At 30.0% G+C, this 15,792-nt stretch carries 14 protein-coding genes; 6 read left to right on the top strand and 8 right to left on the bottom strand.

All coding sequences use genetic code 11. From position 1 onward, the window contains the following. The first annotated feature begins 152 nt into the window (after positions 1-152). From ACVC08_RS19740 to ACVC08_RS19715, 6 genes are all read left to right on the top strand, one after another. Entirely contained in the window at positions 153-1,874 is a 1,722-nt protein-coding gene (locus ACVC08_RS19740) for an FG-GAP-like repeat-containing protein (protein WP_452603357.1), read from the top strand. A 49-nt stretch (positions 1,875-1,923) separates the two neighbouring features. After that, on the top strand, positions 1,924-2,931 hold the full coding sequence (locus ACVC08_RS19735; protein WP_452603356.1) for a glycosyltransferase: 1,008 nt from the start codon (positions 1,924-1,926) through the stop codon (positions 2,929-2,931). Beyond that, positions 2,931-3,893 carry a YbbR-like domain-containing protein gene (locus tag ACVC08_RS19730; protein ID WP_452600078.1) on the top strand — a complete coding sequence of 321 codons (963 nt, stop codon included), beginning with the start codon at positions 2,931-2,933 and terminating at the stop codon, positions 3,891-3,893. Before ACVC08_RS19735 ends, ACVC08_RS19730 begins: the two co-directional genes overlap by 1 nt. A gap of 5 nt (positions 3,894-3,898) precedes the next feature. Then, on the top strand, positions 3,899-4,492 hold the full coding sequence (gene coaE / locus ACVC08_RS19725; protein WP_452603355.1) for a dephospho-CoA kinase: 594 nt from the start codon (positions 3,899-3,901) through the stop codon (positions 4,490-4,492). Between the two features lie 70 nt (positions 4,493-4,562). Next, positions 4,563-6,128, top strand: coding sequence for a sensor histidine kinase (locus ACVC08_RS19720; protein ID WP_452603438.1), 1,566 nt, complete (start codon positions 4,563-4,565; stop codon positions 6,126-6,128). A 5-nt stretch (positions 6,129-6,133) separates the two neighbouring features. Then, the gene (locus ACVC08_RS19715; RefSeq protein WP_452599535.1) at positions 6,134-6,841 is read left to right on the top strand and encodes a response regulator transcription factor; all 708 of its coding nucleotides are present in this window, start codon (positions 6,134-6,136) and stop codon (positions 6,839-6,841) included. Positions 6,842-6,932: 91 nt separating this feature from the next. Here ACVC08_RS19715 and miaA read toward each other — a convergent pair whose 3' ends face one another. The 8 genes from miaA to ACVC08_RS19675 all read right to left on the bottom strand — a co-directional run bounded on the left by miaA (position 6,933) and on the right by ACVC08_RS19675 (position 15,700). After that, positions 6,933-7,841, bottom strand: coding sequence for a tRNA (adenosine(37)-N6)-dimethylallyltransferase MiaA (gene miaA / locus ACVC08_RS19710; protein WP_452603437.1), 909 nt, complete (start codon positions 7,839-7,841; stop codon positions 6,933-6,935). A 36-nt stretch (positions 7,842-7,877) separates the two neighbouring features. Continuing rightward, entirely contained in the window at positions 7,878-8,708 is an 831-nt protein-coding gene (locus tag ACVC08_RS19705) for an ion transporter (RefSeq protein ID WP_452597881.1), read from the bottom strand. A gap of 28 nt (positions 8,709-8,736) precedes the next feature. Continuing rightward, positions 8,737-10,701: a DUF3857 domain-containing protein gene (locus ACVC08_RS19700; RefSeq protein ID WP_452603354.1), complete on the bottom strand. Its 1,965-nt coding sequence runs from the start codon at positions 10,699-10,701 to the stop codon at positions 8,737-8,739. After that, positions 10,702-12,063, bottom strand: a complete 1,362-nt coding sequence (locus ACVC08_RS19695; protein WP_452603436.1) for an exonuclease domain-containing protein — start codon at positions 12,061-12,063, stop codon at positions 10,702-10,704. It abuts the gene before it with no gap. Positions 12,064-12,112: 49 nt separating this feature from the next. Continuing rightward, positions 12,113-12,784, bottom strand: coding sequence for a YggS family pyridoxal phosphate-dependent enzyme (locus tag ACVC08_RS19690; RefSeq protein WP_452603353.1), 672 nt, complete (start codon positions 12,782-12,784; stop codon positions 12,113-12,115). Positions 12,785-12,882: 98 nt separating this feature from the next. Next, complete coding sequence (locus ACVC08_RS19685) at positions 12,883-14,121, bottom strand: DUF1015 domain-containing protein (RefSeq protein ID WP_452597878.1); 1,239 nt, start codon at positions 14,119-14,121, stop codon at positions 12,883-12,885. 21 nt (positions 14,122-14,142) lie between these two features. Continuing rightward, a complete protein-coding gene (locus ACVC08_RS19680; RefSeq protein ID WP_452597877.1) occupies positions 14,143-14,793 on the bottom strand; it encodes a M23 family metallopeptidase in 651 nt (216 codons plus the stop codon). Positions 14,794-14,812: 19 nt separating this feature from the next. After that, positions 14,813-15,700 (bottom strand): 3-hydroxybutyryl-CoA dehydrogenase, encoded by an 888-nt coding sequence (locus ACVC08_RS19675; protein ID WP_452603352.1) that lies wholly within the window; start codon positions 15,698-15,700, stop codon positions 14,813-14,815. Between the last annotated feature and the right edge of the window lie 92 nt (positions 15,701-15,792).

The following is a 15,792-nucleotide window of genomic DNA, read 5'->3' as shown; positions in this document are numbered from 1 at the left end:
TACACACTAAAATATATTAAAAGCCTCAAAACAATATGTTTTGGGGCTTTTTTAGTCTTAAAATATCACAACATACACCCTATATTAGTCTTATTTTAGTATATAGAAAAATAATACTATATTTAACTAATAACCAATTAAATAAACTAAGCATGAAAAGCATTAAGCTTTTACTATGTCTATTATGTACTATAAGTATAAAAGCTCAAATTAATTTTATAGATGAAGCCACATCTTTAGGAATAGCAGAAACCTGCGGAGACACACCAATAGGTAATGGAATAAGTTTTTATGATTATAATAATGATGGTTGGGACGATATTACATTACCATCGCAAGCAGGACAGCCATTACGATTTTTTAAAAATGTAAACGGAGCTTTTATTGAAGACAATATAAATATACCCAGTAATACTTCGCAGCACAAACAAGTTAATTGGGTAGACTTTGATAATGATGGCGATAAAGATTTATTTGTTACAAGTAATGCAAGTAGTAATAAACTATATTTAAATGATGGTAATTTAAACTTCACAGATGTTACAGTCGCTTCACAATTACCCACCATAAATATATTTACTTATGGAGCAGCATGGGGAGATTATAATAACGATGGATTTTTAGATGTTTTTTTAAGCAACAGAGATGTAAATGAAATAGTGCCTAATTATTTATATAGAAATAATGGAGATGGAACATTTACAGATGTTAGTGTGGCATCAGGAATTTTAAATGTTAGTGATTTAACATTTTGTGCCGCATTTTTAGACTTTAATAATGATGGCTGGCAAGACATTTATGTGTCTAATGATAGAATAGAAAACCCTAATGTACTATATAAAAACAATGGAGATGGAACATTTACAGACGTAAGCGTCTCATCTAACACTAATTTAATGATTGGTGCTATGTCTGTTACTGTTGAAGATTATAATAATGATGGTTGGCTAGACATTTATGTAACTAATACAGCAGAAGGTAATGTGTTTTTAAAAAACAATGGAGATGAAACCTTTACAAATGTAGCTGTAACAAACGGAACAACATTTAATAGTATAGCATGGGGAGCAGTATTTTTAGATGCAGATAACGATATGGATTTAGATATATATGTAAGCGGACTGCTTGACGGCTCTAATTCTAATTATCTATCCGCGGCTTTTTATGAAAACGATGGGTTGGGGCAGTTTTCAATCTCTAATGCAGGTTTTAGTAATGACACAAGAGAAAGTTACTCTAACGCTATTGGAGATGTAGATAATGATGGATTACCAGAAATTATAGTAAGTAATGCAGATAACGAAAATATATTTATATGGAAAAACGAAACTATAACAACTAATAATTGGTTAAAAGTAAAATTAGAAGGTGTACAAAGTAATAGAGATGGTATAGGATCTCTTATAGAAATATCTATTAACGGAAACAAACAATATAGATATACGTTATGTGGCGAAGGCTATTTAGGGCAAAACTCAGGAACAGAATCTTTTGGCATAGGTGCAAATACAATAATAGATTATGTAAAAGTGAGTTGGTTAAGTGGAAATGAAGATATATACTATAATATTGCAGCCAACCAAACATTAAATATACAAGAAGGAAACTCCACATTAAGTATAGATGAATACAATTTGGAGACTAAAACATTTTTGTTTCCTAACCCAACATTAAATACACTAACTATTAAAGCAGAACATAATATTGATAGACTTGTAATATATAATGTTTTAGGAGAAGAAGTGTTGAGAGAAACATTTGCTAAAGTAAAGACTAAAAATATTAGTGTAGCACAATTAAATACAGGGCTTTATTTTATAAAATTGGCGCAAGACAATGTAGAACGCTATACACTTCAATTTATAAAAAAATAAATCGATTCCACAACTTAAATTTTAAAAGCTATTAGATTACATTTGCATCATGCAATTACAGTTTTCTTTTGTTATCCCTGTATATAATCGCCCAGATGAAATAGAGGAGCTTTTACAAAGCTTTATAGCTTTAGAAGCCTCTGTAGATTATGAAATAGTTATAGTAGAAGATGGCTCTACCATAACCTGTGAATCGGTTATAAAAAAATATAATACTACACTTAATATTTCATACTATAACAAACCGAATTCTGGACCGGGAGATTCTAGAAATTATGGAATGAAAAAAGCAAAAGGAAACTATTTTATAATATTAGATAGTGATTGTATTTTACCTAAACAATACCTTACAGAAGTAATAAAAAGTTTAAAATCTAATTATGTTGATTGTTTTGGAGGACCAGATGCAGCACATGAATCCTTTACTAATTTACAAAAGGCAATTAATTTTAGCATGACTTCCTTTATAACAACAGGAGGTATAAGAGGGAATAAAAATAGCGTAGGTAAATTTCAGCCAAGAAGTTTTAATATGGGAATTTCTAAAAAGGCATTCAATACAACAAATGGTTTTGGACGCATACATCCGGGGGAAGATCCAGATTTAACTATACGTCTTTGGAACGCTGGATATAAAACAAAATTAATTCCAGAAGCATACGTATATCATAAACGACGCATATCGTGGTCTAAATTTTACACACAAGTAAATAAATTTGGAATGGTTAGGCCAATACTAAACCTATGGCATCCAGAAACTAAAAAACTAACATATTGGTTTCCAACCCTATTCTGTTTAGGTGCACTAGCAGCAGTTATTTTAGCTATTTGTAATGTTTTTTTACCATTAGTATTACTTTCTGGATATTATTTATTAGCTTTAGTTTTAGCATTAATAGAAACTAAAAGTATTGTTATAGCATTACAAGCTTTAATAGCAATAAATATTCAGTTTTATGGATATGGTACAGGCTTCTTAAAAGTAACAACAGCAATTAAATTATTTAATAAAAAACCAGAAGAAGCATTTCCTAAGCTATTTTTTAAAATTAACTAATGACTGCGTTACAATCCAAAATAGTTAAAGTAATTAAAAGTAAGAGAATTAATGTGTTTTTTCTTTTTTTTCTACTAGCGTTTATAATTTTAGTATTAACTAAATTATCTAGGGAATATACTAACACTATTACTTTTAATGTAAAACCAGAAAATGTACCAGAAGAAGTTATAGTATTAAATGATTCTACTCATCAATTAAAAGTAACGTTAACTACATACGGTTTTAAATGGCTTAATTACTATTTAAAAACACCAAGATTAGAGATAGATTTTAATGAAGATGTAAATAAAACAGAAGACTATTTTATATGGAGTCAAGCTAAAGGTTTTTCTGGTATTAACGAACAGTTTGATAAGAATACAATAATTAAAAGCATAAACCCAGATACATTAAGGTTTAAGTACGATACCAATGCTATAAAATATATTCCTGTAAAAATAAATACCGAAATTACATACAGTCCTGGTTATGATATTTTGGAGCCTATTAAAACAACCCCAGATTCCATTAAAGTCATAGGTCCCAAAACAATGCTTTCTAAGTTGGTAAGCATAGAGACAGAACCGTTAATATTAAAGAATGTAAAAACACCAATACAAAAAACATTAAACCTAAAAGTGAATGGTATTGATAAAAAAGTTAAATTAGACTATACTTCCGTTCAAGTAAGTGCAACAGTAGAACGGTTTACAGAAGGTACAATTAGTGTGCCTGTGCTTATAACTAATGTGCCTAAAGGAATAAAATTAAAGCATTTTCCTAAAAATGTAAATGTATCCTATTATACAAGTTTAGAAGCCTTTAATACTATAGACCTAATGAGGTTTAAAGTAATATGCAATTATAAAGACCTAAGAGGAGATAGTACTTATTTAACACCACTATTAATAGAGCAACCAGAAGGCGTAAAAAGTACGAGGCTGCATCAAAAAAAGATAGAATTTATTATTACAGAATAAACAATATGATTACAGTAGGATTAACAGGAGGCATTGGAAGCGGAAAAACTACAGTAGCTAAAGCATTTGAAGCATTAGGAGTACCTATTTATATAGCAGATGAAGAAGCCAAAAAATTAATGGTAAAGTCTAAGGTTATAAAACGTAAATTAACAACGTTATTTGGAGAAGAAGCCTATGTAAATAATGAATTAAACAAACCATTTTTATCTCAAGCTATATTCAATAATAAAGCTTTGCTGGAGCAAATGAATGCTATAGTACACCCAAGAGTTGGTAGACATTTTAATAAATGGAAAGCAAAGCAAAAAGCAGCATACGTTATTAAAGAAGCTGCTATTTTATTTGAAAATGGAAGCTACAAACATTACGATTATATTATAACAGTAATAGCCCAAAAATCGGTACGAATAGAGCGCGTAATGCAACGAGATAATACAACTAAAGAGAAGGTCCTTTCTATTATTAAAAACCAATGGGACGATGCTAAAAAAGTAGAAAAATCTCACTTTGTAATAGAAAACAATGATTTAGAATCTACAAAAAAACAAGTGTTAGCAATACACAAAAAACTTATTACATTTAAAAAGGAAGCTTAAATTTTAACATTTTTGTTAATGTAAGGTTAAATGGTCTTATTGCTAAATGTTAAAATATTAATTTTGAATGATGAGTAAAAAAGTATTTCTGGTTTTAGTCATCTTAATGAGTTTATCTTTAATGGGGATCATTTTTGTGCAAGCCTATTATATAACAAACTCAGTAAGAAACGAAGAAGATCAATTTGAATTTAAAGTTAAAAAAGCTTTAAGTGATGTTTCTAATGAAATTGGTAGTAGAGAATATAGAGATTATGTCTATAAACTATCAAAATTACTGAATAAAGGAGGGAAAGTTCCAGACTCTACAGCTATTTTAGATTTATATTTAAAAGAAGAAAAAGATGGAAGCAATGAGATCTCAACTTACAGACAAGGAATATTAGAAGAAAGTTATAAATTATCATCAACGCTCTTTGACATAGGTTTAGACAGTACAAGTATAAAACGCATTATTAATAGGCAAGAAACTAGGGTTATTAGAACAGATGCCGTAGACGGAAAAACTAGAACCAATGCAATGTTATCTCAGTTTGGTAATATAACACGTTCTATGAACGTATTATACGAGGATTTTTATGACGAATACGCGCATAGAAAACCAATTCATAAAAGAGTTAGTAAAGAAGAAATAGACGAACTCTTAAGAGATAAATTATTAGAAAGTAATATTGATATAGATTATGAGTTTGCTATTTACAGTAATGATTTAGCAACTAAAGTTAAAACAGAAAACTTTGAAAGAGAACAAGCATATGTAAGTGTGCCTTTTTTTAACAGTGAGAAAGGAGTAAGTAACTATAAACTATTAGTAGAATTTCCAGAACGTAAAAAATTCATTCTATCCTCAATAATGACCATGCTAATACTATCTGTAGTATTTACCTCGATTATTATTTTGGCATACTCTAGTGCATTGTTTCAATTAATAAAACAACGTCAAATTTCTGAAATAAAAACAGATTTCATTAATAACATGACACATGAGTTTAAAACACCAATAGCAACAATAAATTTAGCATTAGACGCTATTAGGAATCCCAAGATTATAGACGATAAAGAAAAAGTAAAACGTTATCTATCTATGATTAAAGAAGAAAATAAACGCATGCATGCACAGGTAGAAAATGTACTTCGTATATCTAAACTTGAAAAGAATGAATTAAATATAAGTAAGGAAAGAGTAGATACTCACGACCTAGTAGAAGATGCTATTACTCATGTAGAGTTAATTATAGAAGATAGAGGAGGGACTATCACAACAGACTTTAAGGCCGAAAAAACATCGGTATTGGCAAACGAAACACATTTTACTAATGTATTAGTAAATATTTTAGATAATGCTATTAAATACTCTGTAGACGCTCCAGTTATAAATGTAAATACACAGAATGTTGGAAATAACATTCTAATTAAAGTAAAAGATCAAGGTAGTGGAATGAGTAAAACGGCACAAAAAAGAGTGTTCGAAAAGTTTTACAGAGAACATACCGGAAACATACATAATGTAAAAGGCCATGGATTAGGTTTAGCATATGTTAAGAGAATTATAGAAGACCATCATGGTCATATATCAGTAGAAAGTGAAAAAGAAAAAGGAAGCACATTTACAATTAAGCTGCCATTAATATCGTAATTACTATGGAAGAACAACAAAAGAAAATACTATTAGTTGAAGATGATCCAAATTTTGGAACTGTCTTAAAAGATTATTTAATAATGAATGACTACGAAGTTACACATGCTAAAAATGGTATGGAGGGCTTTGAAAAATTCAAAAAAGATGATTTCGATCTATGTATCCTAGATGTTATGATGCCTTATAAAGATGGTTTCACTTTAGCTAAAGAAATAAGAGAGAAAAATACAGATGTACCAATTGTTTTCTTAACTGCAAAAGCAATGAAAGAAGACGTGTTAAAAGGGTATAAAGTAGGAGCAGACGATTACCTAAATAAACCTTTTGATAGTGAAGTGCTTTTAATGAAAATAAAAGCCATTATGCAACGTAAAGCAACAGAAACAGTTGCAGATAGTAAACAGTTTGAATTTAAAATTGGAGATTTCGATTTAAATTCTAAATTACGTTTTCTTAAATACAAAGGAGGAGAACCTACAAAGCTGTCTCCTAAAGAGAATGAATTATTACGTTTATTAGCATTACATGAAAATGATTTAATGCCAAGAGAATTAGCATTAACAAAAATATGGAGAGACGATAACTATTTTACATCTAGAAGTATGGATGTATATATCGCTAAACTTCGTAAATACTTAAAAGTAGACGATAAAGTAGAAATATTAAATATTCATGGAGAAGGTTTTAGATTAGTCGTTAACCACGAGTAAAACAAATCTTTTTACCATATAAAAAAACCTAAACAAAATTTTATTTTGCTTAGGTTTTTTTGTGTTCTAGAAAAATAATATAGTTATAAAACTATAATTGCTTCTTTATTTGATTGATAATTAAATCGAAATCATAATCATAATCAAACCAAAGCGTTTCTTTATGTCTCTTAAACCATGTTAATTGGCGTTTAGCAAAACGTCTGGTGTTTTTTTTAATTTCAGAGATGGCAAAATCTAATGCCCACTCTCCATTAAAATAATTGAATAATTCTTTATATCCAACAGTGTTTAGTGCGTTTAAATCTTGATGTTTTAATAAGCCTTTAGCTTCTTCTAATTGCCCCTGTTCTAACATAATATCTACACGTCTATTAATACGATCGTAAATTATAGAACGCTCCGCAGTTAAACCAATAGTAATAGTTTTAAAAGGACGCTTGCCTTTATCTTTATTTAAAAAAGAAGAATACGGCTGCCCAGAACCAATACAAATTTCTAAAGCACGAATAACCCGTTGTGGGTTATCTATGGCAATTGTATTATAGGCAACAGAATCTAATACTTTAAGTTGTTGTTGTAAAGTTTCTAAACCCTCAATCTCTAATCTATTATTTAATTGTGTTCTAATTGTTTTATCTACCTCAGGGAAGTAATCTAACCCTTTAGTAATGGCATCTACATATAAACCAGAACCACCAACCATAATAACCACGTTGTGTAATTTAAAAAGAGATTCTAAACGCTTTATGGCCTCTTTCTCGAAAGCACCAACATTATACTCTTCTATAATAGATTTATGGTGTATAAAATGATGTTTGGCTTCTGCTAACTCCTCTGGAGTTGGTGCAGCAGTACCAATTTGCATTTCATGAAAGAACTGACGAGAATCTGCCGAAATAATTTCTGTTTTAAAATGCTTAGCCAATTTAATACTTAAACTGGTTTTGCCAATGGCTGTTGGGCCAACAATGGACAGAAGTACCTTATTTGATTGTATAGATTTAATTTTGATTGGTTTAAAGTTAAAAAGCGGCTATTTGTTTATTTTATGCCCACACCCATAGCAAAACTCAGCATTGTCTTTATGCCCTTCTATAGAACAGCTTGGACAAGATTGTGTATTTACAGGAACTTCTTTATCGTTAGTTTTTGTTATTTCTGAAGTCACAATTCCAGTAGGAACAGCTATAATACCATAACCCAAAATCATAACCAATGAAGCTATAAATTGTCCTATAGGCGTTTGCGGTGCAATATCTCCGTAACCTACAGTTGTTAAAGTAACAATACACCAATAAACACTTTTAGGAATATTTGTAAACCCATTCTCTTCACCTTCTACCAAATACATAATAGTCCCTAGTATAATAGATAGAATGATTACTGCAAATATAAACACCGAAATTTTTACACGACTGGCCTTTAGGGCACGGACTAAATTATTTGAAGCGCCTAGGTATCTAGCTAATTTTAATATTCTAAAAACACGCAGTAAACGTAATGCTCGCAATGCAACCAATGCATGTGTGCCCACAAATATTAACGATAAGTATTTTGGAATGGTGGATAATAAATCTACAATACCATAAAAACTAGTAATATATTTTAATGGTTTTTTTACAGAAACGATTCTAGCAATATATTCTAAAGTAAATAATATAGTAACAACCCATTCTCCAATATTTAATAAATCATGATATTTATTATCTATACTAGTAACACTTTCTAGCATAACTAATACAATACTAGCTAGAATAAATATAAGCAGCACAACATCAAATAGTTTACCAGCAGGTGTGTCGGCTTCATAAATGACTTCATGAAGCTTCGTTTTCCAGTTTTTATGAGATGTTTGTTCTGTCATACTAATATCAAAAATACTAAAAGATTAATTACTTTTCTTTTAATACAATTAAAGAGTTGTTTTGTGTGTTTACAATATGTGAGAAAAAAGATTTTAAATGGTTGTAGTAATTAGAGGTATAAATAGCTTCATTAAAACTAAATTTAAAAAAGACCATTACGCTATCTCCTTCGTGTTTTGTATTTACTAATAGTACACCCGTATTATTAGGTAACTTCATAGATAAACTTTTGGGTAATTCTACAACTTCATATTTACCATTTAAATCTATTTTAAAGTTATATAAATAAGCTTCTTTATATCCAAAATCTATAGGGTAGGTACGTTCTTGTAATTTAAAAGGGTTTTCCGAGATATACTTAAATAAAAAAGGGTTTAAATAGATATTTTCGCCAATAATTTCTGGAGCTACAGTGATATTAAAAGTTTCTTTAAAAGTCTCACTATTCTTCTCTTTTGTGCTTACTTCATGGTTAGTAATATCCATAGCGGTGTATGCATCTTTATAAGCTTTAAGATATTCACTGCTATTACCAAAGTACTTGCGTTTAGCAGAAAGTGCATGGTATCCTGTTTTTTTAGATTTTATAGAACCTTCAATATTACCTTCATCGTTAAAAGTAAGTTCGGTTCTAAACGTTTTAGTCGTTGTTTTATTTGCTGTAAATGGAAGCCAATAACTTCCGTTTTTAAGATCTAATAGGCGACCATATTGGTTTAGGCATCTAAAGGATAATTGTCCAAATGCTAAATACGGGTCTACTGCATCTAATAAATAAGGGGTGCCATCTATAGTAGCTTGAACTATTAAGTAATTAAAATCGGTAAGTACTGGATATATTTTTGTTGCTAAGCCATTAGCTCGTGTAGAAATTAGTACAGTTTTAACATCGATGTCATTAGCATTTAGCAAATTAAATAATAATAAGTTAATTTCTGAAGCGCGACCAGATTTACTCTTTACTAAGTTTTTTAAAGACACTTCTTTAAATAAATTAAACTCTTTATTCCAAGTATAATTTTCCTGTACATATTTAAAGATATCTTGAGCTTTTTTAAGCTGATTTTTCTCTTTAGCAATTTCTGAAGACAATAAGCCTTTTGCTATGCTTTTTTTATTTAACTGCCTTCCTATACTTTGTTCCGTCTTTAAATCTTTATCTGTAGTCTTCCATGTTTTGGTATAGTTTTTTACACCACCATCGAAACCTCTTAATATTTTTAGTTCGTAATCTACTCTAGATAAATAATTATCTCTTGTAGTCATAAAATCTTCCTCTATAAATGCAGGAACATTTTTCATAACATATTTGGTAATTAAACAGTCGGCAGAAGCACCAGTACCATCAACAAGACATTTTTTTTTCAACGTCGCTTCATTAACATCTAATTTTTGTTCTCCAACCAATTTTATATTGTATTCATAATTTCCAGGAATACTAGCTCTATATTCACTATATAAAGTAGGAATGTCGTTTTGAAAAGACCAACCTCTATACTTAAATAAAAAAGGAGTTTCTAGTGTATAACTATACGAAATAACAGAGCCTTCTTTTATATTTGGAAGTGTAAATTTTACTCGTGTAATATTATTATTGTATTGCTCTCTAAAGATTTGATTGTTTTCTAATTTAGTTCTAACAATATTACCGTTTTCTATATTACTTGTTGTTGCTTGTATGTTGGATATTTTTTCTTTAGAACTACCTTGGTCATTATTGTAGAGTCCTACAATAACATTGGCATGACTGAATCCTTCACGGTCTAAAATTTTAATTTTTCGTTTAACTTCTGTTTTAAGTTTATAACTATCTTGATCTAGATAAGAACTACCAAATTCGTATATAACAAGTGCGTGTGCGGTTGAATCTTTTTTAAAGGTATTAGTTTCAATATCGTCTCTAGATACTATATAATTCTCTGAGTTAAATTTTGTTTGACCAAAGCCAATTATTGATAAGAGAAAAAAGGTTAAAAAAAAAGGAGTTTTCATTTATAGTGATATAATTTTTATTTTTTTATTACGTCTTAAATAACTTTGTATAATGTGTTTATTATCTCTATTATTTTCCATAGGAGTTATAATAGACTCTAATACTTTTTTGTTGTTAATTTGATAATTTAAATTATAATAGCCTATACCTTTAAAAATACCATTCTCTATTAAAATGGCACTACGTTCATCAACTTCACGGCCACGATCTATAATAACCATGTTTTTATTTTCGTAACTATTTTTTGCTATTAATTGTTGTACTCTTTCATTATAAACTTCAGGATCTTCTTCTTGTATACATGCACCATTACATTCTTCTATATTATAGTTAAAGCAGCTAGAATCGGATTTATATAAACCAGTTAACTTCTGGCATAATTTAAATTTTTCTACAGCATTAAATAAAAAAGACTTTCCACTTTGTTTATTATTAAAGGTCGTAATAGCATTTTTACGCCCATCTGCTTTATCTAAATAGAGATTAAGGTAACCCTCATTATCTGTAAAACTATATAGTGCATGATTAAATTTTCTTTTTCTTAATGCACGATTAAGGGGAGGTCTATTACGTTTAATTTCTTCACTTTCTTTTAAAAGTGCAACAAGCTCGCTTCCTGTGGCATCGTAAGTAACAGTAGCAACTTGTTTTTGTATTTTTTTAGATTTTATATTGGTTCCTGTGAAGTGTTGGTTTATTCTCTTTTTTAAGTTTTTGCTTTTACCAATATAAATAATATCGCCATTTGCATTATGTATATAGTATACACCAGTTATAGAGGGAACACTACCAACAATATCTATAAGTTTAGGTTCTAATTGAAGTTTAGGTGTTTTACGTATGGCGTTTTGAATAATCGTTTTTTCTACATCTTTAGCTAATAATAGTTTAAATAGTTTTACTGTAGCTAAAGCATCTCCAGAGGCACGGTGTCTATCTGTTACTGGAATTCCTAATGCGCGAACTAATTTTCCTAAGCTATACGAAGGTTGATCTGGAATTAAATCTTTAGATAATTCAACAGTGCATAAGGTTTCACGTTCAAAGTTAAAACCTAAACGGCTAAACTCGGTACGTAAAATACGATAATCGAAATTAGCATTGTGAGCTACAAGAATACTATCTTGAGTTATTTCTACAATACGTTTTGCTACTTCGTAAAATTTAGGCGCATTACGTAGCATTTTACTATTAATTCCTGTTAAGTTAACAACGAAAGGTTGAATCTCTCGTTCAGGATTAACTAAACTTATAAACTGATCTACAACTTCATGCCCATCAAACCTATATATAGCAATTTCTGTTATGCCTTCTTCATTAAACTTCCCTCCGGTTGTTTCTATGTCTACTATTGTATAAATAAGTTATATTGTTTTATAAAGTTATAGTCACTTTTAAGAAAACTAAATGCTAAACAGCATAGTTTCTGGAGCCAAATATACTACTTCCTACGCGAACCATTGTACTTCCGGAAGCAATTGCTAATTGATAGTCTCCACTCATTCCCATAGAAATAGTATGTAAATTACAATTAGGAGTATTTAATGACTTTAAATTATCGAAAGTTTGTTTTAATGTTGCAAATTCCTGTTGTATTTGCTTTTTATTATCTGTAAAAGTAGCCATCCCCATAACACCAACAATATTTACATGTTTTAATTCAGAGTATATTTCCGATTGTAAAAGTGTCTGCGCTTCTAGAGGTGTCATTCCAAATTTAGAATCTTCGGAAGCTATTTTTATCTGTAATAAGCAATCAATTTTACGATTGTGTTTTTGGGCTTGCTTATTAATTTCCTTTAGCAGTTTTTTACTTTCTACACCATGAATTAAATCAACAAAAGAGGCCATATACTTTACTTTGTTTGTTTGTACATGCCCAATCATATGCCATTTTATATCTTTAGGCATAACCTCTTGTTTTTCGGCCATTTCTTGAATTTTATTCTCGCCAAAAATGCGTTGCCCTGCATTGTAGGCTTCCATTAAGTCACTAACAGGTTTTGTTTTAGATACAGCTACTAATGTTACATGTTCTGGTAATGTAGATTTTATAGTATTGAGGTTGTTTGCTATGCTCATATTATACTTCAAAATTAGTTTTCGATACGATTTTTCATGCTTCAAAATTACTCTAACAGACGTTAACTTCTGTTTTTATATTATAATAATCTACTATTTTAAAACTCGTAAATAGTAACACCGCTTCTTAATTTGGGTTGAATATAAGTGCTTTTTGGAGGCATTTTTAAACCATCATTTGCAATTTGTTTTAAATCATCTATAGTGGCAGGAACCATACCAAACCCTACAATATATTCTCCATTATCTATTTTACTTTTTAAATTTACAATATCTTTTTTACCACTTAAATAATCTATACGTTCATTATTTCTTAAATCTGAAATTCCAAGAATAGGTTTCAAAATAGTTTTATACAACAGTTGAGCATCTAGCTCATCTAGAGAAGTTTCAAATTTAAAATTAGTTTTTCTAAGATATAAAGAGTAAAACTCCCCATCTAAATACATACTAAAATGATGTTTTTTTGAAGGTTTATAAGGAAAAATCCCCCTATTTTCAATACGAAACATAGCATCTAACTTAATTAAAAACTCTTCCTTTGTTAGCCCGTTTAAATCTTTAACTAAACGATTAAATTCGTGTATTCTTAAATCAGATTCAGGAATAAGGTAGCTCATAAAAAAATTATAAGGTTCGGTACCATTATGCGCTTTATTATTTATTTTTAAATCGTTACTTAACAATTGAGAAGAAGACGATCTGTGGTGCCCATCTGCTATATATAGTGTGTCCATAGCTTCAAAGGCTTTTGTAATAGATTCTATATGTGCCTTATCTTCTATTAGCCATAAATAATGGGTGTCTCTATAAGTTGTTGTAAACTCAAATTCGGCACGTTGTTTTTGTGTGTGTGCTATTATGTTAGAAATAATGTCATTATCTGGGTAGGTGAGCAGTACTGGTTCTGCGTTAAACCCTACAGTTTTTAAATAGTCTTTAAAAACAATCTCTTTACTCGCTATAGTATCTTCATGTTTTTTTATAACATCTGTTTCATAATCTGTTACACTAGCAGCAGCAACAATACCATTAAAAACTTCTTTTTCTCTATTTACAATTTTATAACTATAATAGGCAGGAGTTTGGTCTTGTATAAAAACATTATCTTCTTTAAATTCTAAATACCTGTTTTTTACCAATTGATAGCGCTCTTCTCCAGAAATCTCTTTGTCGTATTTGTAGCCAGGATTTACAATATGTAAAAAAGAAAATGGATTGTAATCTAATCGTGCTTCACGCTCAGCTTGAGTATAGCTTTGGTAAGATCTAGATGCTACTAAACTTACTTTATCTCTAGTTGGTCTTACTGCTTTAAATGGAAGTATTTTTGCCATAGTTTTCAGTATTCGTGTTTTTTACTCTCTATTATTTTTTATAAATAAAGTAGGATCTAAATAGCCAATTGTTTCATTAGAGTAACCATTACCAATATCTAAAGTTAAGGCATCTCTAATTTCTAAGTGCAAGTGCGCGAGATAGATTCCGTTGCAGTTACCTATTGTTGCAATTTGGTCTCCTTTTTTTACAAAGCTACCTTCTGTAACAACAATACTATCGCAATGTGCGTATAAAGATTTATATAGTTTATTATTATAATAATGTACTATTTGGGCAACATTACCCCAACCGCCTTCATAATTTTTTACTTCTGCTATGTATCCATTAGCAATACTGTAGATAGGGTCGCCTAAATCTGAGTTTCCGCCACCCACACCATTCCAGTCATCACCTAAATGATTATTTTCTCCAAAAGGTTGAGCGTTGTAGTAGCCTTTAGCATCTGGTTTACCTACAGGAAAGTCAAAACTATTTGCTACAAAATTGGGATTAGATTTAAATAAAGCTCTATAATTAATAACGCCTTTGGTGGTATCTTCTATTGTTATTTTTGAAGTTGTTTCGCTTAAAACAATAGTATCTTCTGTTGCTTGTTTTGTTTCCATTTTACAAGAGACGATAACTAATATAACAATAACAGATACTATTGTTTTAATATGAAACTTCATATTTTACATTTTATATAGATTAAGCGAATTGTTTAGCTACTTTTTCAGCTTTTCTACTTTCGCTATAATCGTAAAATCCTTCACCAGATTTAACACCTAATTTACCCGCATTAACCATATTTACTAATAAAGGACACGGTGCATATTTAGGGTTTTTAAAACCATCGTACATTACATTTAATATAGATAAACAGACATCTAAACCAATAAAATCGGCTAATTGTAATGGTCCCATAGGGTGAGCCATTCCTAATTTCATAACTGTATCTATTTCACTAACACCCGCAACACCGTTATATAACGTTTCGATAGCTTCGTTTAACATTGGCATTAAAATCCTGTTAGCAACAAAACCAGGATAATCGTTAACCTCTGTAGGAACTTTTCCTAAAGTTTTACTTAACTCCATTATAGTATTGGTTACATCGTCACTGGTATTGTAACCACGAATAATTTCTACTAACTTCATAATTGGTACAGGATTCATAAAGTGCATACCTATTACCATTTCTGGTCTAGAAGTTACTGCTGCAATTTGAGTAATGGAGATAGAAGAGGTGTTTGTAGCTAAAATAGTGTCTTCTGGGCAGGCCTCGTCTAACTGTTTAAATATTTTAAGTTTTAAGTCTAAGTTTTCTGTAGCAGCTTCTACAACTAAACCAGCATATTCTACACCTTCGTTTATGTTTGTATACGTTGTTATGTTTTCTAGAGTTGCTACTTTGTCTGCTTCAGAGATTTTCTCTTTAGCAACCATTCTATCTAAATTTTTAGTAATAGTTGCTAGTCCTCTTTTTAAAGACGCTTCACTAATATCAATAAGTTGTACTTTAAATCCTGATTGTGCAAAAGTGTGAGCAATACCATTACCCATTGTTCCTGCTCCAATTACTGCTATGTTTTTCATAGAAAAGTTTATTTTTTATTCCCGCAAATACAGGAATCTTGTTAATGTTAAAAAATTATATTTAAGGTATGAGATGTTCTCTTTCGTGGAAA

The organism is Pontimicrobium sp. MEBiC06410, from assembly GCF_053601615.1.
This window is presented reverse-complemented; position numbering and strand designations above follow the sequence as displayed.

What these genes read in the sequence shown, in the direction of transcription:
- ACVC08_RS19700 (WP_452603354.1), bottom strand. Translation starts at nt 10,701, where the DNA reads ATGAAAACTCCTTTTTTTTTAACCTTTTTTCTCTTATCAATAATTGGC.
- ACVC08_RS19705 (WP_452597881.1), bottom strand. Translation starts at nt 8,708, where the DNA reads ATGACAGAACAAACATCTCATAAAAACTGGAAAACGAAGCTTCATGAA.
- ACVC08_RS19715 (WP_452599535.1), top strand. Translation starts at nt 6,134, where the DNA reads ATGGAAGAACAACAAAAGAAAATACTATTAGTTGAAGATGATCCAAAT.
- ACVC08_RS19675 (WP_452603352.1), bottom strand. Translation starts at nt 15,700, where the DNA reads ATGAAAAACATAGCAGTAATTGGAGCAGGAACAATGGGTAATGGTATT.
- ACVC08_RS19680 (WP_452597877.1), bottom strand. Translation starts at nt 14,793, where the DNA reads ATGAAGTTTCATATTAAAACAATAGTATCTGTTATTGTTATATTAGTT.
- ACVC08_RS19685 (WP_452597878.1), bottom strand. Translation starts at nt 14,121, where the DNA reads ATGGCAAAAATACTTCCATTTAAAGCAGTAAGACCAACTAGAGATAAA.
- coaE (WP_452603355.1), top strand. Translation starts at nt 3,899, where the DNA reads ATGATTACAGTAGGATTAACAGGAGGCATTGGAAGCGGAAAAACTACA.
- ACVC08_RS19730 (WP_452600078.1), top strand. Translation starts at nt 2,931, where the DNA reads ATGACTGCGTTACAATCCAAAATAGTTAAAGTAATTAAAAGTAAGAGA.
- ACVC08_RS19740 (WP_452603357.1), top strand. Translation starts at nt 153, where the DNA reads ATGAAAAGCATTAAGCTTTTACTATGTCTATTATGTACTATAAGTATA.
- ACVC08_RS19720 (WP_452603438.1), top strand. Translation starts at nt 4,563, where the DNA reads ATGAGTAAAAAAGTATTTCTGGTTTTAGTCATCTTAATGAGTTTATCT.
- ACVC08_RS19690 (WP_452603353.1), bottom strand. Translation starts at nt 12,784, where the DNA reads ATGAGCATAGCAAACAACCTCAATACTATAAAATCTACATTACCAGAA.
- ACVC08_RS19735 (WP_452603356.1), top strand. Translation starts at nt 1,924, where the DNA reads ATGCAATTACAGTTTTCTTTTGTTATCCCTGTATATAATCGCCCAGAT.